General features: G+C 68.0%; 14 protein-coding genes. 7 read left to right on the top strand and 7 right to left on the bottom strand.

Annotated elements, in window-relative coordinates:
* Window position 1: 1 nt before the first annotated feature.
* Window positions 2–799, bottom strand: coding sequence for an SDR family oxidoreductase (locus tag H7A85_RS14625; protein ID WP_182086695.1), 798 nt, complete (start codon window positions 797–799; stop codon window positions 2–4).
* A gap of 172 nt (window positions 800–971) precedes the next feature.
* Here H7A85_RS14625 and H7A85_RS14620 point away from each other — a divergent pair, with 172 nt between their 5' ends.
* The 4 genes from H7A85_RS14620 to H7A85_RS14605 all read left to right on the top strand — a co-directional run bounded on the left by H7A85_RS14620 (window position 972) and on the right by H7A85_RS14605 (window position 5,629).
* Complete coding sequence (locus H7A85_RS14620; protein ID WP_182086694.1) at window positions 972–1,715, top strand: 16S rRNA (uracil(1498)-N(3))-methyltransferase; 744 nt, start codon at window positions 972–974, stop codon at window positions 1,713–1,715.
* Window positions 1,716–1,838: 123 nt separating this feature from the next.
* Entirely contained in the window at window positions 1,839–3,212 is a 1,374-nt protein-coding gene (locus H7A85_RS14615) for a glutamate--cysteine ligase (protein ID WP_182086693.1), read from the top strand.
* Window positions 3,213–3,324: 112 nt separating this feature from the next.
* A complete protein-coding gene (locus tag H7A85_RS14610) occupies window positions 3,325–4,182 on the top strand; it encodes a hypothetical protein (protein ID WP_182086692.1) in 858 nt (285 codons plus the stop codon).
* Window positions 4,183–4,309: 127 nt separating this feature from the next.
* Window positions 4,310–5,629: a hemolysin family protein gene (locus H7A85_RS14605; RefSeq protein WP_182086691.1), complete on the top strand. Its 1,320-nt coding sequence runs from the start codon at window positions 4,310–4,312 to the stop codon at window positions 5,627–5,629.
* An 84-nt stretch (window positions 5,630–5,713) separates the two neighbouring features.
* Here the strand turns inward: H7A85_RS14605 and H7A85_RS14600 are convergent, their stop codons facing one another.
* Window positions 5,714–5,992, bottom strand: coding sequence for a DUF1127 domain-containing protein (locus H7A85_RS14600; protein ID WP_182086690.1), 279 nt, complete (start codon window positions 5,990–5,992; stop codon window positions 5,714–5,716).
* 186 nt (window positions 5,993–6,178) lie between these two features.
* On the opposite strand from H7A85_RS14600, the gene H7A85_RS14595 reads away from it, so the two are divergent.
* The 3 genes from H7A85_RS14595 to H7A85_RS14585 all read left to right on the top strand — a co-directional run bounded on the left by H7A85_RS14595 (window position 6,179) and on the right by H7A85_RS14585 (window position 9,330).
* Window positions 6,179–7,132 carry a LysR substrate-binding domain-containing protein gene (locus tag H7A85_RS14595; RefSeq protein WP_182086689.1) on the top strand — a complete coding sequence of 318 codons (954 nt, stop codon included), beginning with the start codon at window positions 6,179–6,181 and terminating at the stop codon, window positions 7,130–7,132.
* Window positions 7,126–8,739 carry an exodeoxyribonuclease VII large subunit gene (gene xseA / locus H7A85_RS14590; protein WP_182086688.1) on the top strand — a complete coding sequence of 538 codons (1,614 nt, stop codon included), beginning with the start codon at window positions 7,126–7,128 and terminating at the stop codon, window positions 8,737–8,739. Before H7A85_RS14595 ends, xseA begins: the two co-directional genes overlap by 7 nt.
* A gap of 123 nt (window positions 8,740–8,862) precedes the next feature.
* Window positions 8,863–9,330: a hypothetical protein gene (locus H7A85_RS14585; RefSeq protein WP_182086687.1), complete on the top strand. Its 468-nt coding sequence runs from the start codon at window positions 8,863–8,865 to the stop codon at window positions 9,328–9,330.
* A 69-nt stretch (window positions 9,331–9,399) separates the two neighbouring features.
* Here the strand turns inward: H7A85_RS14585 and H7A85_RS14580 are convergent, their stop codons facing one another.
* The 5 genes from H7A85_RS14580 to H7A85_RS14560 all read right to left on the bottom strand — a co-directional run bounded on the left by H7A85_RS14580 (window position 9,400) and on the right by H7A85_RS14560 (window position 14,719).
* Window positions 9,400–10,455, bottom strand: coding sequence for an NAD(P)-dependent alcohol dehydrogenase (locus tag H7A85_RS14580; protein ID WP_182086686.1), 1,056 nt, complete (start codon window positions 10,453–10,455; stop codon window positions 9,400–9,402).
* Between the two features lie 92 nt (window positions 10,456–10,547).
* Window positions 10,548–11,612, bottom strand: coding sequence for a sn-glycerol-3-phosphate ABC transporter ATP-binding protein UgpC (ugpC, locus tag H7A85_RS14575; protein ID WP_182086685.1), 1,065 nt, complete (start codon window positions 11,610–11,612; stop codon window positions 10,548–10,550).
* Window positions 11,613–11,622: 10 nt separating this feature from the next.
* Window positions 11,623–12,441, bottom strand: coding sequence for a carbohydrate ABC transporter permease (locus H7A85_RS14570; protein WP_182086684.1), 819 nt, complete (start codon window positions 12,439–12,441; stop codon window positions 11,623–11,625).
* Between the two features lie 14 nt (window positions 12,442–12,455).
* A complete protein-coding gene (locus tag H7A85_RS14565; protein ID WP_182086683.1) occupies window positions 12,456–13,385 on the bottom strand; it encodes a sugar ABC transporter permease in 930 nt (309 codons plus the stop codon).
* The gene (locus H7A85_RS14560) at window positions 13,385–14,719 is read right to left on the bottom strand and encodes an extracellular solute-binding protein (protein WP_182086682.1); all 1,335 of its coding nucleotides are present in this window, start codon (window positions 14,717–14,719) and stop codon (window positions 13,385–13,387) included. Before H7A85_RS14560 ends, H7A85_RS14565 begins: the two co-directional genes overlap by 1 nt.
* Window positions 14,720–14,725: the final 6 nt, after the last annotated feature.

Raw genomic sequence — 14,725 nt, 5'->3', positions numbered from 1 at the left:
CTCAGTTCCCCACCGCCTGGACCGAGCCGCCGTCCACCCGGTAGTTGGCGCCGTTGACGAAGGAGGCGCGCTCCGACACCAGAAGCGCGATCACGGCGGCGACCTCCTCGGCCTTGCCGCGGCGCTGCTGGACGATGCCGGGGCGCTCCTCGCGCAGGAAGCTTTGGATCGCCTCGTCGAAGCTTTCGCCCCGCTCCTTCGCGCGCTTTTCCATCATTTCGTCGGTCATCGGCGTGGCGATGAAGGCGGGGGCCACGGTGTTGACGAGAACGCCGTCGGCCGCCGCCTTGTAGGACACGCCCTTCATGAAGGCGGCGAGCGCGGCCTTGGCGGTGTTGTAGGTCGCCTCCTCCCAATAGGGCTGGACGGTGTTCTCGCTGGCCACCGCCACGAAGCGCCCCCAGCCGCCTTTCTTCATCAGGGGAATGGCCGCGCGCGCGATGTGGACCGCCGACAGGAAATCGACGCGGAAGGCTTCCTCGTAGTCCTCGTCCGTCATTTCCAAAGGGTCGCCCTTGGCACCCGTGATGCCAGACGTGTGGACCACGATGTCGACCTTGCCGAAGCGCCCCACAGCCTCGGCGACGAGCGCATCGACGTCGGACTGCTTCGTCATGTCGGCTTTCACCGCGATCGCGTCGATCCCGAGCTTCTCGGCCTCCCGCTTCAGCTCGCCGGTCTTGATGTCGGACAGGACGAGCTTGACGCCCTCGCCCGCCAGGATCTGCGCGGTGGCCCAGCCCATGCCGCCGCTCGCGCCCGTGATGATGGCGACGCGGTCCCTGATCTGAAGATCCATGTCGTGACGTCTCCCGTTTTGTGAAAGGTTCGGCGCTCGTGTCATCGGCGCGCGGATGAGGTGGAAACCGGCGCCGGGTTCGCTAGAACACGCGGTGAGATCGGAGCCGGCCGGTCGCATCCAACGAGGCAGGACCCGTTTTGGCTCCCGCCTCGCGCTTCGAGGACATAAGATGCCCGACTACGACTTCACCGGCCCGCGCCTCTTCGTCGACGTGGCCCTGGCGGCAGGCGAAGGCTTCGAAGCCGAGCCCGCGCAGGCGAACTATCTCCTGAACGTCCTGCGCCTCGGCGACGCGGACCGCGTCCTCCTGTTCAACGGCCGAGACGGGGAATGGGCGGCAAGGCTCCGGCGCGAGGGCAAGAAGCGGCTCGTCCTGACGCCTTCCGAACGCTCCCGCGCCCAAACCGCCCCGTCCGACCTCCACTACCTCTTCGCGCCCCTGAAGAGCGCGCGCCTCGACTACACCGTGCAGAAGGCGGTGGAGATGGGCGCCGGTGTCCTTCGTCCGGTCCTGACGCAGCACGTGCAGGCGCCGCGCCTCAACATCGAGCGGATGCGCGCCAACGCGGTGGAGGCGGCCGAGCAATGCGGCATCTTGACCGTGCCCGAATGCCGCGAGCCCGTCCGCTTCGACCGGATGGTGGCGGATTGGGATCCGAATCGACTTCTCCTGTTCTGCGACGAGCGCGCCGAGGCCGCGAGCCCGCTAGACGAGCTCCGGTCCTTGAAGGGCGTCCCGCTCGCACTTTTGATCGGCCCGGAGGGCGGCTTCTCCGCGCCCGAGCGCGAAACGCTGCGCGCCCTTCCCTTCGTCAGGCGCCTGTCGCTCGGCCCCCGCATCCTGCGGGCCGACACGGCGGCAGTGGCGGCCCTTGCGGTGATTCAGGCGTGCGCGGGAGACTGGTCGGTGTGACGGCGCGCCCAGCCCCTTTCGGGCACCCCCCTTGCCTGCGGGCGCGAAAGCGGACAGACAGCGCAGACTCTCGCCCGCCGGCCGGTCGGCGGGTGCTCCCGTATCCTGGCCGGAGCCTCTAGAATGGCGCGCGACACCACCGACCTCACCCCGATCCGCTCCGTGGACGAGCTGGTGGACCACATCCGGGGAGGCGAAAAGCCGGAGCGGGATTTCCGCATCGGCACCGAGCACGAGAAGTTCGGCTTCTACACGGCCGACCTGTCGCCCGTCCCCTACGAGGGCGATCGGGGCATCCGCCGCCTTCTGGAGGAGCTCGGCGCCACGTCCGGCTGGGAGCCGATCGTCGACGACGGGCGCATCATTGGCCTCGCCGGCACGAACGGCGGGGGCGCGATCTCGCTGGAGCCCGGCGGCCAGTTCGAACTGTCGGGCGCGGCGCTGGAAAACCTCCACCAGACCTGCCGGGAAACCGGTGCGCATCTGGCCGATCTTCGCGCGATCGCCGATCCGCTCGGCATCGGGTTCCTCGGGATCGGCTCGAGCCCGCTCTGGCGGCTGGACGAGACGCCGGTCATGCCGAAGTCGCGCTACGAGATCATGGCGCGATACATGCCGAAAGTCGGCACGCGCGGCCTCGACATGATGTTCCGCACCTCGACCATCCAGGTCAATCTCGACTTCTCCACCGAAGCCGACATGCGCGCCAAGATGCAGGTCGGCATGCGCCTCCAGGCCGTGGCCTCCGCCCTGTTCGCCAACTCGCCCTTCACCGAAGGGCATGCGAACGGCCTCCTGTCCTGGCGCTCGGACGTGTGGTCCGACGTCGACAACCAGCGCTCCGGCCTCCTGCCCTTCGTGTTCGAGGACGGGTTCGGCTACCGCGACTACGTCGAATGGGCGCTGGACGTGCCGATGTATTTCGTGATGCGCGACGGGCGCTACCACGACGCCACCGACATCACCTTCCGCCAGTGCCTCGACGGCGCGCTCAAGGGCCGCGTCGAGGCGCCCGAGCCCAACATGGGCGACTGGGCGAACCATCTGTCGACGCTGTTTCCGGACGTCCGGCTGAAACGCTTCATCGAGATGCGCGGGGCGGACGGGGGCCCGTGGCGCGGCATCTGCGCGCTGCCGGCCTACTGGACCGGCCTCCTCTACGACCCGGGAGCGCTCGGTGAGGTTCACGCGCTGACGCGCGACATTTCCTTCGAAGAAGCATCCGTGCTGCGCGCCAGCGTCCCGCGCGAGGGGCTGGCGACGCGCTTCCGGGATGGAACCGTCCTGGATCTGGCGCGCGAAACGCTTCGCATCGCCCATCGCGGGCTCGCCGCCCGGGCGCGCCGCAACGAGGACGGGCTCGACGAGACGATCTTCCTGTCACCGCTGGACGACATCGCCGCGCGTGGGCGAACGGCGGCCGAGGAGCTCCTCCAGCTCCATGCCGGCCCCTGGGACGGGCGGATCGAACCCTTGTTCTCGCACCTCGCCTACTGAGGCCGAACAGGCCACACGCCCAATCGCCGCTTGGCATCGGGCCCGGCGCGCGTCATCCTCGGGCCAGGCGGCGGTGCGAACGCGCCCCGCGCCGGCCGGGAGGGCCTCGTGCATGACCGACTTCTTCGATTGGCTGTCCGCCACCGATGCCGGCGCGCTGACGGAGCGGCTGGCCACCGAGTTCCGCCTCAGCCAGGAGGAGATGCGCCGCACCGCCGATGCGCTGCTGCCCGCGTTTCTCCTCGGCTTCCAGCGCGCCATGGGCGACGCCGACGCCTTCGCCCGCCTCGTGGCGAACGCGGCGCCCTGGCTGCCGACCGGCGCTGGCGCGGCGCACCTGCCCCCGAAGGGCCCGGGCGAGGCCTTCACGCACAGTCTTTTCGGCTCCGACCTGTCCGCCGCCATCGCGCGCCAGGCCTCGCTTCTCACCGGGCTCGCCCCCGACGTCCTCGCCAAGATGATGCCCGCGCTCGGCGCCCTGACGTTCCAGTCCATGCTCCAGACGATGGCGACCGCCGCTCCCGGCGGCACGGCCGGCTATCCCGGCGACTGGGCGGGCCAAGCGCTGGCCGAAACCATGCGTCGCTCGGCCAACGCGGTGGAAGCCTTCCATCGCCCCTCCGGCGGCGACCGACACACCGGACAGCCGATGCAGAACCTCTTCGCCGACGCCCTGCGCGGCTTCCCGTGGATGGGAGGCCTGCCGCAGCCGGCGCCCGGCGTTCCGGCCGACCCGTTCGGCTATCTCACCCTGTGGAGCGAGGGCTGGGCGCGCATGGTGCAAGGAGCGGCCCCGACCGAGCGAAAGCCGTCCGGGGCCCCGGGCGGGGACGGCGTCCCCGGCCCGTTCCCGCTGGCCGGCTTCCTCGCCGACGCCCAAGCCCGGCAGGCCGATTACATCCGGGAGATGATGGCGCTCTTCGAGCGGCACGGATCGACTATGGGAGCCCCTTCCCGCGCTTCCCGGTAGGCCCCGCTCGTTTCCTTGCGCCGGCGACGGTAAGAATGCGTGAGCCCGCTCTTGGAATAGGGGCGGCTTGCCCCCTATAATCGCCCAATCTTCAACAGAGGGACCATCGCGCCCTCACGGATACCGGATGCTTGTCGTAAACTTTCTGATCGTCGTTTTCTTGATTCTACTCAACGGGTTCTTTGCAATGTCGGAATTGGCCGTGGTTTCATCCCGGCGCGCCCGACTGCAACAGATGGCCCAGAACGGAAAGCGAGGGGCGGAAGGGGCGTTGAAGCTCATCGACGACCCGACGAGCTTCCTGTCCACCGTTCAGATCGGCATCACGCTGGTCGGCATCTTCGCCGGCGCCTACGGCGCGTCCGCGTTCGCCGGCCCGCTGGCCCAGTTCCTCCAGCCGCTGCCGGTCGTCGGACCCTATTCGGAAGGCTTCGCCTTCGGCCTCGTCGTGGTTCTGATCACCTATTTCTCGCTGATCCTCGGCGAACTGGTCCCGAAGCGCTTCGCGCTCGCCCATCCCGAGGGGATCGCCTGCTTCGTGTCGCGCCCGATGCGCGCGCTGGCCACGATCGGCGCGCCGATCGTCTGGTTCCTGCGCATCTCGACCGAGACGGTCGGCAAGATCGTCGGCGCCAACGAGAAGAGCGAGAACGCGGTCACCGAGGAGGAAGTCAAGGCGATGATCGCCGAGGGCACCGAATCGGGGGTCTTCGAGGAAAAGGAGCGCGAGATGATCGAGGGGGTGCTGCGCATCGCCGATCGGTCCGTGCGCTCCATCATGGTGCCGAGGCCCGACGTCGCCTGGATCTCGCTGGCCGACGCGCCCGACACGATCCTCGACGAGATCCATTCCAGCGGCCATTCGCGCTTTCCCGTCGCCTCCGAGGACGTCGATGATCTGGTCGGCGTCGTGCAGGCCAAGGAACTTCTGGAGCAATATCGCAAGACCGGCTCGATCGATGTGAAGAGCGCCGTGCGCGAGCCGCTCTACGTCAACGAGACCATGCCGGTTTTGAAGCTTCTCGACCGCTTCCGCACCGTCAACATCCACATGGCGATCGTACTCGACGAATACGGCTCGTTCGAAGGCGTCGTGACGCCGACCGACATTCTGGCCGCGATCGCCGGCTCCCTCCCGGAAGGCGCGGAGGAGGACTACGCCGCGGTCCGGCGCGAGGACGGCTCGGTCCTGATCGACGCCGGCATGCCGATCGACGACGTGGAGCGCACGCTCGGCACCGCGCAGATGCCCAAGGAGCGCGACTACGAGACGCTGGCCGGCTTCATCCTCGACCAGTTCGGCCACATTCCGGAAGTCGGCGAATCGATCCAGCACGGCGCCTGGCGCTTCGAGGTCGTGGATCTCGACGGGCGCCGGGTGGACAAGGTCCTGGCGATCCAGACCGGCGAACTGTTGGGCGCCGTGCGCGAGGACGCAGCTTCCTGAAGCTGTCGAAGTCTCTCCGAATGAAAAAGGCCGCCGCGATCCTTCGCGGCGGCCTTTTGGTTGGGCGTCGGTCGATCCGACCCGTCAGTCGCGGTCGGGGCCGATGCGCCGCCGACGGGCGGCGGCCAGCGCCATCTTGAAGGTCGGGTCCTCGCGCCAGTCCGCATGCAGCGCCTCGTGCACGTCGTCGCGCTTCAGCCCGATATCCTTGAGGAGATGGTCGGGCAGCTCGGACACGCGGTAGGCCGCACGGCGATTGAGGAGAGTGCGGACGATCGCGCGAAGGGCGGGGATCGCCGGACCCTGGACGGGGGCGAGAATGTCCGCGAGGCGGAACCGGGGCGTCTTCGCAGCGAGCGTCATGGCGGTGTCTCCTTTCGAGGGCCATACGGTGGTGTCGGGCAAGCAGGGGCCGTTCCGCCGGACGGGGTGTCCGGAGGTTCGAAGCGGCGTCCGCGTTGTTGACAGATTGGGAGATAGGCCGGCTTGACGGATCAAGCCAACGAATGTTTCTTATGGTCGTCATCATCGAACGTGATGGATGCCACCATGGCCACACCCCTCGATCTCGATCAGCTTCGCACCTTCGTCGCCATCGTCGACACCGGCAGCTTCACCCGCGCGGCGGAGGAGGTGTTCAAGACGCAGTCGGCCGTCTCCATGCAGGTTCGGCGCCTGGAGGAGCGGCTGGGAACCGACCTCTTCGAGCGCAACGGACGGGCGGTGAAGCTGACGGACGCGGGCGCGCGCCTCCTGAACTACGCCCGGCGCATGCTCTCGCTCAGCCAGGAAACGCTTCTCGCCTTCGACGAGGAAACGATCGAGGGCCATGTGCGCATCGGCTTGCCGGACGACTATGCCGAGCGCTTCCTGCCCGAGATCATGGCGCGCTTCGTGCGATCCAACCCGCGGGTCGAGTTGCAGATCGCCTGCGAGACGACGTCCTGCCTGATCGACGACATCGAGAAGAACCATCTCGACGTCGCCTTGGTCTGTCCCAGCAAGACACATGGCTGGTCGGAGATCGTGCGGACCGAACCGTTGCATTTCGTGACCTCGGCGGCGCATTCGATCCACGAGGAGAAGGTGCTGCCGCTGGCGATCGGCCGCTCGGACTGCCAGTGGCGCCAGCAGGGCATCGACGCGCTTCGCCGCGTCGGGCGCGAGCACCGCGTCCTGTTCACGAGCTGGTCGGCGCAGATCGTCACCTCCGCCGTTCTGGCAGGTCTGGCGGTCAGCGTCCTGCCCGAATGCGCTCTGCGCCCGGGCATGCGGGTGCTGGGCGAAGCGGACGGCTTTCCGCGGCTGCCCGACGCGCAGATCGCGGTCATGCGCGGGCGCAACAGCCAGTCTCCGGCCGTCGCCGCCCTCGTCGACCATATCCGCGAAAGCCTTCAGAACCTGCCGCAAACGCCGCCGAACACGATCACCTCGCGCATTCCCGAAACGCGCGTGATCCGCTCGCAGCGCCTGCGCCCGAGCGTCGGGCTCGCCGGATGGTGAGGCGCGCCGCCAACGCACTGCCGCTCGACAATGCCGGGGACGCCGTCAGCAACGTCGCGGAATACACGGTCTCCGAGATTTCGGGCGAGCTGAAGCGCACCGTCGAGGATCGCTTCGGCCATGTGCGCGTGCGCGGCGAAATCTCGGGCTATCGCGGGCCCCATTCGTCCGGCCACGCCTATTTCGCGCTGAAGGACGAGCGCTCGCGCCTGGAAGCCGTGGTCTGGCGCGGCACCTTTGCGCAGCTCGCCTTCAAGCCGGAGGAAGGGCTCGAAGTCGTCGTCACCGGCAAGCTGACGACCTTTCCCGGCTCATCCAAGTATCAGATCGTGGTGGAGGCGATGCAGCCGGCGGGCGCGGGCGCCCTCATGGCGCTTCTCAACGAGCGCCGGCTGAAGCTCGAAGCCGAAGGGCTGTTCGCCGCGGAGCGCAAACGCTCCCTGCCCTTCATGCCGCGCGTCGTCGGCGTCGTCACCTCGCCGACCGGCGCGGTGATCCGCGACATTCGCCACCGCATCGCCGATCGCTTTCCGCTCCATCTCCTGGTCTGGCCCGTGCGCGTCCAGGGCGACACGTGCGGGGCCGAGGTCGCGGCCGCGATCGAGGGCTTCAACGCGCTGGAGCCGGGCGGGGCGGTTCCCCGGCCCGACCTCATCATCGTGGCGCGCGGCGGGGGAAGCCTCGAGGACCTTTGGGGCTTCAACGACGAGGCCGTGGTGCGCGCAGCCGCCGGCTCCGCCATTCCGCTGATCTCGGCCGTCGGGCACGAAACCGACTGGACGCTGATCGACCACGCGGCGGACCGGCGGGCGCCGACGCCGACGGGCGCCGCCGAGATGGCGGTTCCCGTACGCGCCGATCTCGTGGCCGCGCTCGCCGCCCTTTCGGCGCGCTCGGCCGCGGCCGTGTCGCGCACGCTCCAGGGCGAGCGGCGGGCCGTCGCGGGGCTCGCCCGCGCTCTCCCCTCGCCGGACCTTCTCCTGTCCCTTCCCCGCCGTCGCCTCGACGAGGCCGACAGCGGGCTCGGGCGAGCGTTGCGCTTCCATGTCGGCGAGCGGCGGCGGATGCTGGGCGAGGCCGGCGCACTTCTGACGCCGACGCGCCTCGAAGCGGCGCTTCGCGACCGGCGGGGCAATCTTCGCCATGCCGAAGCGCAGGCGCGCCACGCCCTCTCCAATGCACTTTCGGCCAAACGGAACCGGCTGGAACGGCTGGATGCGGCGCTCCGGCCCCACATCGTGGCGGCGCGCTCCGACCAGGCGCGGCACCGCGTCCTGACGGCGGGCGAGCGGCTCGACCGCGCGTTCCGCGATCGCCTCCAGCGCCAGCGCGCAGCGCTCGCTGGCGCCTGGCGGCTCGCCGAAAGCCTCGATCCGCGCCAGGTCCTGGAACGGGGCTATGCGATCGTGCGCGGTCCGGGCAACGTGCCGATCACCCGCGCCGAGGATCTGCCGCCGGGAACCGCGTTCGAGCTGGAATTCGCGCAAGGCCATCGCCGCTCGGCGCTCGCCACCAGCGGCGAGGGCGCGCTCGCCAGCCGCGCGCCGAAACCGGCGCGACGGAGCAAGTCGTCCTCGGACGAAGTTTCCCAGGGCGACCTGTTTTAGAAGCCCAGAGCCGACGGCCTCTCGGCCGAAGCCTCAAAACTTCCTCGTTTCCGCGTGCGCAACGCTGGACGGCCACCACCCCAGCTTGCATATCACGCAGGGGCAGGTTGAAGTGGGAATCGCATGCTGAAGGGAACGCTGATCTGGGAATTCGGCAGTCGGACCATGGCCCTGACGCCCGAGTTCGCCCGTCGCCTGCCCCTCGCATCCCCGGATCCGGCGGCGGTGGACATCCTGGACTATCGCAACCAGATCGTCTCTCCCAACCGAGACACGGTCTACGAGCGGCTGGCCCGCAGCTTCCAGAGCACGGAGCCAACGGTCAACCTTTATACATTGAAGCTGGCGAGCGGCGGCACCGCGCAGGTGAGAAGCCAGAGCCTCTGGGAAACCGACAACGGAGGAACGCCCGCTCGCCTCGTCTCCACGATCGAGGAACTGACCGGCCATTCGCGCAACGAACTCGACGACGAGTTCGTGGAGCGGCTGATCGACCTGCGCTTCCTTGCCGAGAAGCACGGCGACCCGTCCTATCGCGGCGAACTCGATTCCATGCTGCAACGGGTCTGGCGCGATCGGCGCAACGACTGAGGGCCAACAGGGACATTCGCCGATCGCCTGCCGCCCGCTAAATCCGGGCGGCAGGCAAAGGTCGTGCGATCAGGCGGCTTCCTTCAAGGAGGCCATGTCGATCACGAAGCGATACTTGACGTCGCTCTTCAGCATGCGCCCGTAGGCCGCCTCGATGTCCTGGATGCGGATCGTCTCGATGTCGGAGACGATGCCGTGCTCGGCGCAGAAGTCGAGCATTTCCTGCGTTTCCGCGATGCCGCCGATCAAGGAGCCGGCAAAGGACCGGCGGCGCCAGATCACGGCGAAGGCCGCAACCGAGAGCGGCTTTTCCGGCGCGCCGACCTGACACATCGTGCCGTCGCGCTTCAGAAGGTTCAGGTAGGCGTTGACGTCGTGGTCGGCGGCCACGCAATCGAGGATGAAGTCGAAGCTGTCCCCGTGCGCTTCCATCTGCTTCGGATCGGTCGAGACGATCACCTCGTCGGCCCCGAGCCGCTTGGCGTCCTCGGCCTTGCCGGGCGAGGTGGTGAAGAGGACGACATGGGCGCCCATCGCGTGCGCCAGCTTGACGCCCATGTGGCCGAGACCACCAAGGCCGACGATGCCGACCTTCTGGCCGGGGCCGACCTTCCAGCGCCGCAGCGGCGAATAGGTGGTGATGCCCGCGCAAAGAAGCGGGGCGACGGCGGCAAGCTCCAGGTTTTCGGGGATGCGCAGCACGAAGCCCTCGTCCACCACGACGGCGTCGGAATAGCCGCCCATGGTGACCTTGCCGGTTTCCTTCTCGATTCCGTTATAGGTGCCGACGAAGCCGTTCAGGCAATACTGCTCCAGGCCGTCGGAACAGCTCGCGCAATCCTGGCACGAGCCGACCATGCAGCCGACGCCGGCCAGATCCCCGACCTTGAATTTCGAAACGGCCGAGCCGACCGCCGACACGCGGCCGACGATCTCGTGGCCGGGAAGGCAGGGATAGGTGGTGTTGTGCCATTCGTCGCGGGCCTGATGCAGGTCGGAATGGCAGACGCCGCAGAACAGGATGTCGATCTTCACGTCCCGCTCGCCGACGTCGCGGCGCTCGAACGAGGTGCGGCTCAAGGGCTCCTGGGCGGAATTCGTGGCGAAGCCTTCGCAGACGAACATGGGCATATCTCCTTTGGGGATTCGGGCGACCAACTAGAGCCGATCGGTCGCGCGCAAAGGGTCTTCCTCCCGAAGGATCGTCAAGCCGGCTTTCAGGCAGCGCCGGCCAGCCGGAGGCCCGTCCCTGCATCGAAGAGATGGCTGGTCTTCGCCTCGAAAACGACGGGCACCGTTTCACCCGGGCGCAGCGACAGCCGTTCGCGGAAGAGGCAGGAGATCGGCTGGTCTCCCAGCCGCGCGCCGACCATCACCTCCGAGCCGGTCGGCTCCACCACCTCGACCCGGATCGGCACGCCGCCGTCGGCGATGCGGGCATGCTCGGGCCGCACCCCGTAGGTCGCCGGGCCCGGGCGGGCCGAGCATGCGGTCGCGGGCAAGTCCAGGCGGTGCCCGTCGGCGGTGACGAACGCGCCCTCCTCGACGCGCCCTTCCACGAAGTTCATCGCGGGCGAGCCGATGAAGCCCGCGACGAACGTGTTGGCCGGCCGGTCGTAGAGGTCGAGCGGGGCGCCGATCTGCTCCACCCGCCCATCGCGCATGACGACGATCTTGTCGGCCATGGTCATCGCCTCGATCTGGTCGTGCGTGACGTAGACCACCGTCGTGCCGAGCCTTTGATGAAGGTTCTTGATTTCGGCCCGCATCGAGACGCGCAGCTTGGCGTCGAGGTTGGACAGCGGCTCGTCGAACAGAAACACCTGCGGATCGCGCACGATGGCGCGGCCCATGGCGACGCGCTGGCGCTGGCCGCCGGAAAGCTGGCGCGGGAACCGGTCGAGGAGCGGGGTGAGGCCGAGAATCTCGGCGGCCGGCCTCACGCGCTTCTCGATCTCGGCCTTGGCGGCGTTCTTCAGCTTCAGCGCGAAACCCATGTTGTCTGCCACCGACATGTGCGGGTAGAGCGCGTAGTTCTGGAACACCATGGCGATGTCGCGTTCCTTGGCAGCTAAGTCGTTGACCACCCGGCCGCCGATCAGGATCTCGCCGTCCGATATCTCCTCCAGCCCCGCCAGCATGCGCAGGAGCGTGGACTTGCCGCAGCCCGACGGGCCGACCAGGACCACGAACTCGCCGTCCGCGATATCGACGGACACGCCGTGGATCGTGGCGACCGAGCCGTAGCTCTTCTGGACGTTGCGGATGGTGACGGGAGCCATGGATGGTTCCTTACTTGACGGCGCCGGCGGTCAGGCCCGCCACGATCTGGCGCTGGGCGACGACGGTGAGGATGAGAACGGGAAGCGTGACCACGAGGGCGGCGGCCGCCAGCGGCCCCCAGGACACCTGCTCGAAGGACAACATGTTGTAGACCGCGACGGGGAGCGTGCGTGTTTCGCGGCTGGCTAGCACGATCCCGAAGACGAAGTTGTTCCAGGAGAAGATGACGGCCAGAATCAGCGACACGACGATGCCGGGCCGCGCGATCGGAACGGCGACGCGCCAGAATACCTGCCAGCCGCTGGCCCCGTCGATCACGGCGGCCTCTTCCAGCTCCAGCGGCGTCGTTTCGAAATAGCCGATCATCACCCAGATCACGATCGGCACGGTGACCACGAGATGGATCACGATCTGCGGCATGAGCGTGCCGAGAAGGCCGATCGTCTGGAACAGCAGGAACAAGGGGATCAGGAACGACAGGCCGGGCGTCATGCGCGCGATCATGATGACGATCGCCGCCTTGTCGGCCTTCAGCCGGGCGATGCCGTAGCCGGCCGGCACGCCGACGAGAAGCGCCAGCAGCGTCGCCGTGCCGGTGACGAGGATCGAGTTCCAGAAATACAGGAGGAAGTCGTTCTCGGCGAAGATGCGCGTATAGTTCGTCCAGGCCACCCGTTCCGGGATCAGGATCGGCGGATAGGCGCCGTTGTCGATCTCGAACTTCAGCGACAGGGACAGCATCCACACGAAGAAGAACAGGGCGGGCGAAACGAAGACCACCCCGAGAAACAGGAGGCCTGCGCGGTCGAGGACACGGCGGAGCTTCATGGATCCTTCCCCCCTCACCCGTTCCACTTCGCCCGCTGCTTCAGGTGCAGCATGACAAGCGACAGGGCGATGATGACGATGAAGAAGACCACGGCGATCGCCGAGCCGTAGCCGATGTCGTAGTAGGAGAAGGCGACGTTGTAGAGGTAGAGGTTGATCGTCTCCGACGCCGTGCCCGGTCCCCCTTGCGTCATCGCGAAGATGATGTCGAAGCTTTTCAGGGCGTCGATCGAGCGGATGATGACGGCCACCATCATGAAGGGCGCGATCAGCGGCAAGGTGATGTAGCGGAACCGCTGCCAGCCGTTCGCCCCGTCGATCTCGGCGCCCTCGTAGGGCTCGCGCGGAAGCGAGGCGAGACCGCCGAGCACGATCAGCATGACGAGCGGCGTCCACTGCCAGGTTTCCACGAGCACCAGCGACGGGATCACGGTGGACTGGTCGTAGATCCAGGACTGCTCGGGCAGGCCGACGCGCGACAGGAGGTAGTTCAGGACGCCGAGCGAGGGGTTGAACATCATCGTCCAGACGAGGGCGACGGCCACCGGCGTCGCCATCATCGGCATGACGAAGATCGCCCGGAGGACGCCCTTCATCGGCATCTTCGAATCGAACAGGACGGCGGCCAGCGTTCCGAGGATCAAGGGCGCGACGACCGAAAGCGCGGTGTAGACCAGGGCGTGCCCCATGGATTCCCAGAAGCGGACGTCGGTGGCGAGCCGGGCATAGTTCTCGAGGCCGACGAACGAGACCTCGCCGCCCAGCCGCCAGGCGTTGACGCTCATCCAGAGCGTGAACGCCCAGGGGAACACGATCACCGCCACCACCACGGCGAGCGCCGGAATGACGAAGGGCCAGTAGCTCGCGCGAAGCCGGCCCCGCCGCCGCCCCGGGGCGCGCGTCGCCGCCCCGGATTTGCCCGCCTCGGTCGTCAGAACGCTCATCAGGCCTCGCTTCGCGCCAGGATGGGCTTGAACTGCTCGCTCGCCGCCTTCAGCTCGGCCGCCGGGTCGGCGCCGCCCAGAAGGTTGGTGAGGGCGACGCCGTAGATGTCGCGGAACTCGGTGACCGGGATCACGACGGGCAGCGCGATCTGGCTGACCTTGGCGGACGCCGCCACCGCATCGGCCCATTCGGCCGGCATGGTGACGCCCTTGCGGACCTCCACATCCTCGATCACCGAGGTGCGGAAGGGAACGCCGGCACCGGCCTGGAAGAGGCGCGCGCCCATCTCCTTCGACACGGCCCACTGGCAGTAGAGATAGGCCGCTTCCTTGTTGGCCGAGGCCTCCGCCACCGCGATCCCGTCGCCGAGCGTCGGGGCAGCGCGGCCGGCCGGCCCCGCCGGCACGACGCCGTAGCCGACCTTGCCGACGACGCGCGAAAGCTCGGGGTTCTCGAGCGGCGCGGCGAAGCCGACGCCGTCGAACCACATGCCGACCTTGCCCTGCAGGAACGCGGACTGGCATTCGGCCCAGTTGAAGCCGGTGACGCCGCGCGGCGCGGTCTTCGTCATCAGCGCCTGATAGAGCTTGGCCGCCTCGACGCCCTTGTCGTTGTCAGCCAGGATCGCGCCGTCCGGCCCGATCGCCTGCTGGCCGTAGCCGAGCATCAGCGAGGTCCAGACCGGAGTGTTGGCGTTCTTCATGCCGCGCGCGACGAAGCCCGACGTGCCGGCGTCCTTGTCGGTGAGCGCCTCGGCCGCTGCCAGCATGGCTTCGAACGTTTCGGGGTAGGCGATGTTCTTGGCCGCGAAGAGCTCCTTGTTCCAGTAGACGATCCAGTAGTCGACCGAGAAGGGCAGAGCACGGATGCGACCTTCCGCGTCCTTGGCGTAGGACAGGCCGGCGGGCGCGAAGTCACCCTCGTTCAGCGTTGCCTCGGTGAGGTTCGCATCGGCCATGAAGGGCGAAAGGTCGGCCAGCCAGCCGGCCTTCTCGTATTGCCGCTTCTGGGCGTGGAACGAGATGTGGATGACGTCGAAGCTCGGGCGGCCGGAGGTCAGCTCGATCACCGCCTTCTGGCGCTGCTGCTGCTCGGGCGTCGCCTCGGAATTGACCTTGATGCCGGTCAGCGCCTCGAACTCGGACTGGTACTTGCGCAAGAGCTCGCCGCGCGGGTTCTTGGTGAGGTTCACCTCGATCGTCGTGCCGGCGTGTTTCTTCCAGTCGACACCGGCGGCGAAGCTCGGCCGGACCCCGGCGAGCGCCAGGGCACCGAGCGCGGCGGTGCCGGCCAGAAAGCGGCGGCGCGACAGCGTGAGCGTATGATCGGACATGCGGAT

Origin of the sequence: Aureimonas sp. ME7 (assembly GCF_903970965.1) — a bacterium.
Classification (GTDB): domain Bacteria; phylum Pseudomonadota; class Alphaproteobacteria; order Rhizobiales; family Rhizobiaceae; genus Aureimonas.
Note: the sequence above shows the minus strand (reverse complement) of the source record. Positions and strands in the feature narration are given on the sequence as shown.

Coding starts and splice junctions, on each gene's coding strand:
- H7A85_RS14625 (WP_182086695.1), bottom strand. CDS start 799: ATGGATCTTCAGATCAGGGACCGCGTCGCCATCATCACGGGCGCGAGC.
- H7A85_RS14620 (WP_182086694.1), top strand. CDS start 972: ATGCCCGACTACGACTTCACCGGCCCGCGCCTCTTCGTCGACGTGGCC.
- H7A85_RS14615 (WP_182086693.1), top strand. CDS start 1,839: ATGGCGCGCGACACCACCGACCTCACCCCGATCCGCTCCGTGGACGAG.
- H7A85_RS14610 (WP_182086692.1), top strand. CDS start 3,325: ATGACCGACTTCTTCGATTGGCTGTCCGCCACCGATGCCGGCGCGCTG.
- H7A85_RS14605 (WP_182086691.1), top strand. CDS start 4,310: ATGCTTGTCGTAAACTTTCTGATCGTCGTTTTCTTGATTCTACTCAAC.
- H7A85_RS14600 (WP_182086690.1), bottom strand. CDS start 5,992: ATGACGCTCGCTGCGAAGACGCCCCGGTTCCGCCTCGCGGACATTCTC.
- H7A85_RS14595 (WP_182086689.1), top strand. CDS start 6,179: ATGGCCACACCCCTCGATCTCGATCAGCTTCGCACCTTCGTCGCCATC.
- xseA (WP_182086688.1), top strand. CDS start 7,126: ATGGTGAGGCGCGCCGCCAACGCACTGCCGCTCGACAATGCCGGGGAC.
- H7A85_RS14585 (WP_182086687.1), top strand. CDS start 8,863: ATGCTGAAGGGAACGCTGATCTGGGAATTCGGCAGTCGGACCATGGCC.
- H7A85_RS14580 (WP_182086686.1), bottom strand. CDS start 10,455: ATGTTCGTCTGCGAAGGCTTCGCCACGAATTCCGCCCAGGAGCCCTTG.
- ugpC (WP_182086685.1), bottom strand. CDS start 11,612: ATGGCTCCCGTCACCATCCGCAACGTCCAGAAGAGCTACGGCTCGGTC.
- H7A85_RS14570 (WP_182086684.1), bottom strand. CDS start 12,441: ATGAAGCTCCGCCGTGTCCTCGACCGCGCAGGCCTCCTGTTTCTCGGG.
- H7A85_RS14565 (WP_182086683.1), bottom strand. CDS start 13,385: ATGAGCGTTCTGACGACCGAGGCGGGCAAATCCGGGGCGGCGACGCGC.
- H7A85_RS14560 (WP_182086682.1), bottom strand. CDS start 14,719: ATGTCCGATCATACGCTCACGCTGTCGCGCCGCCGCTTTCTGGCCGGC.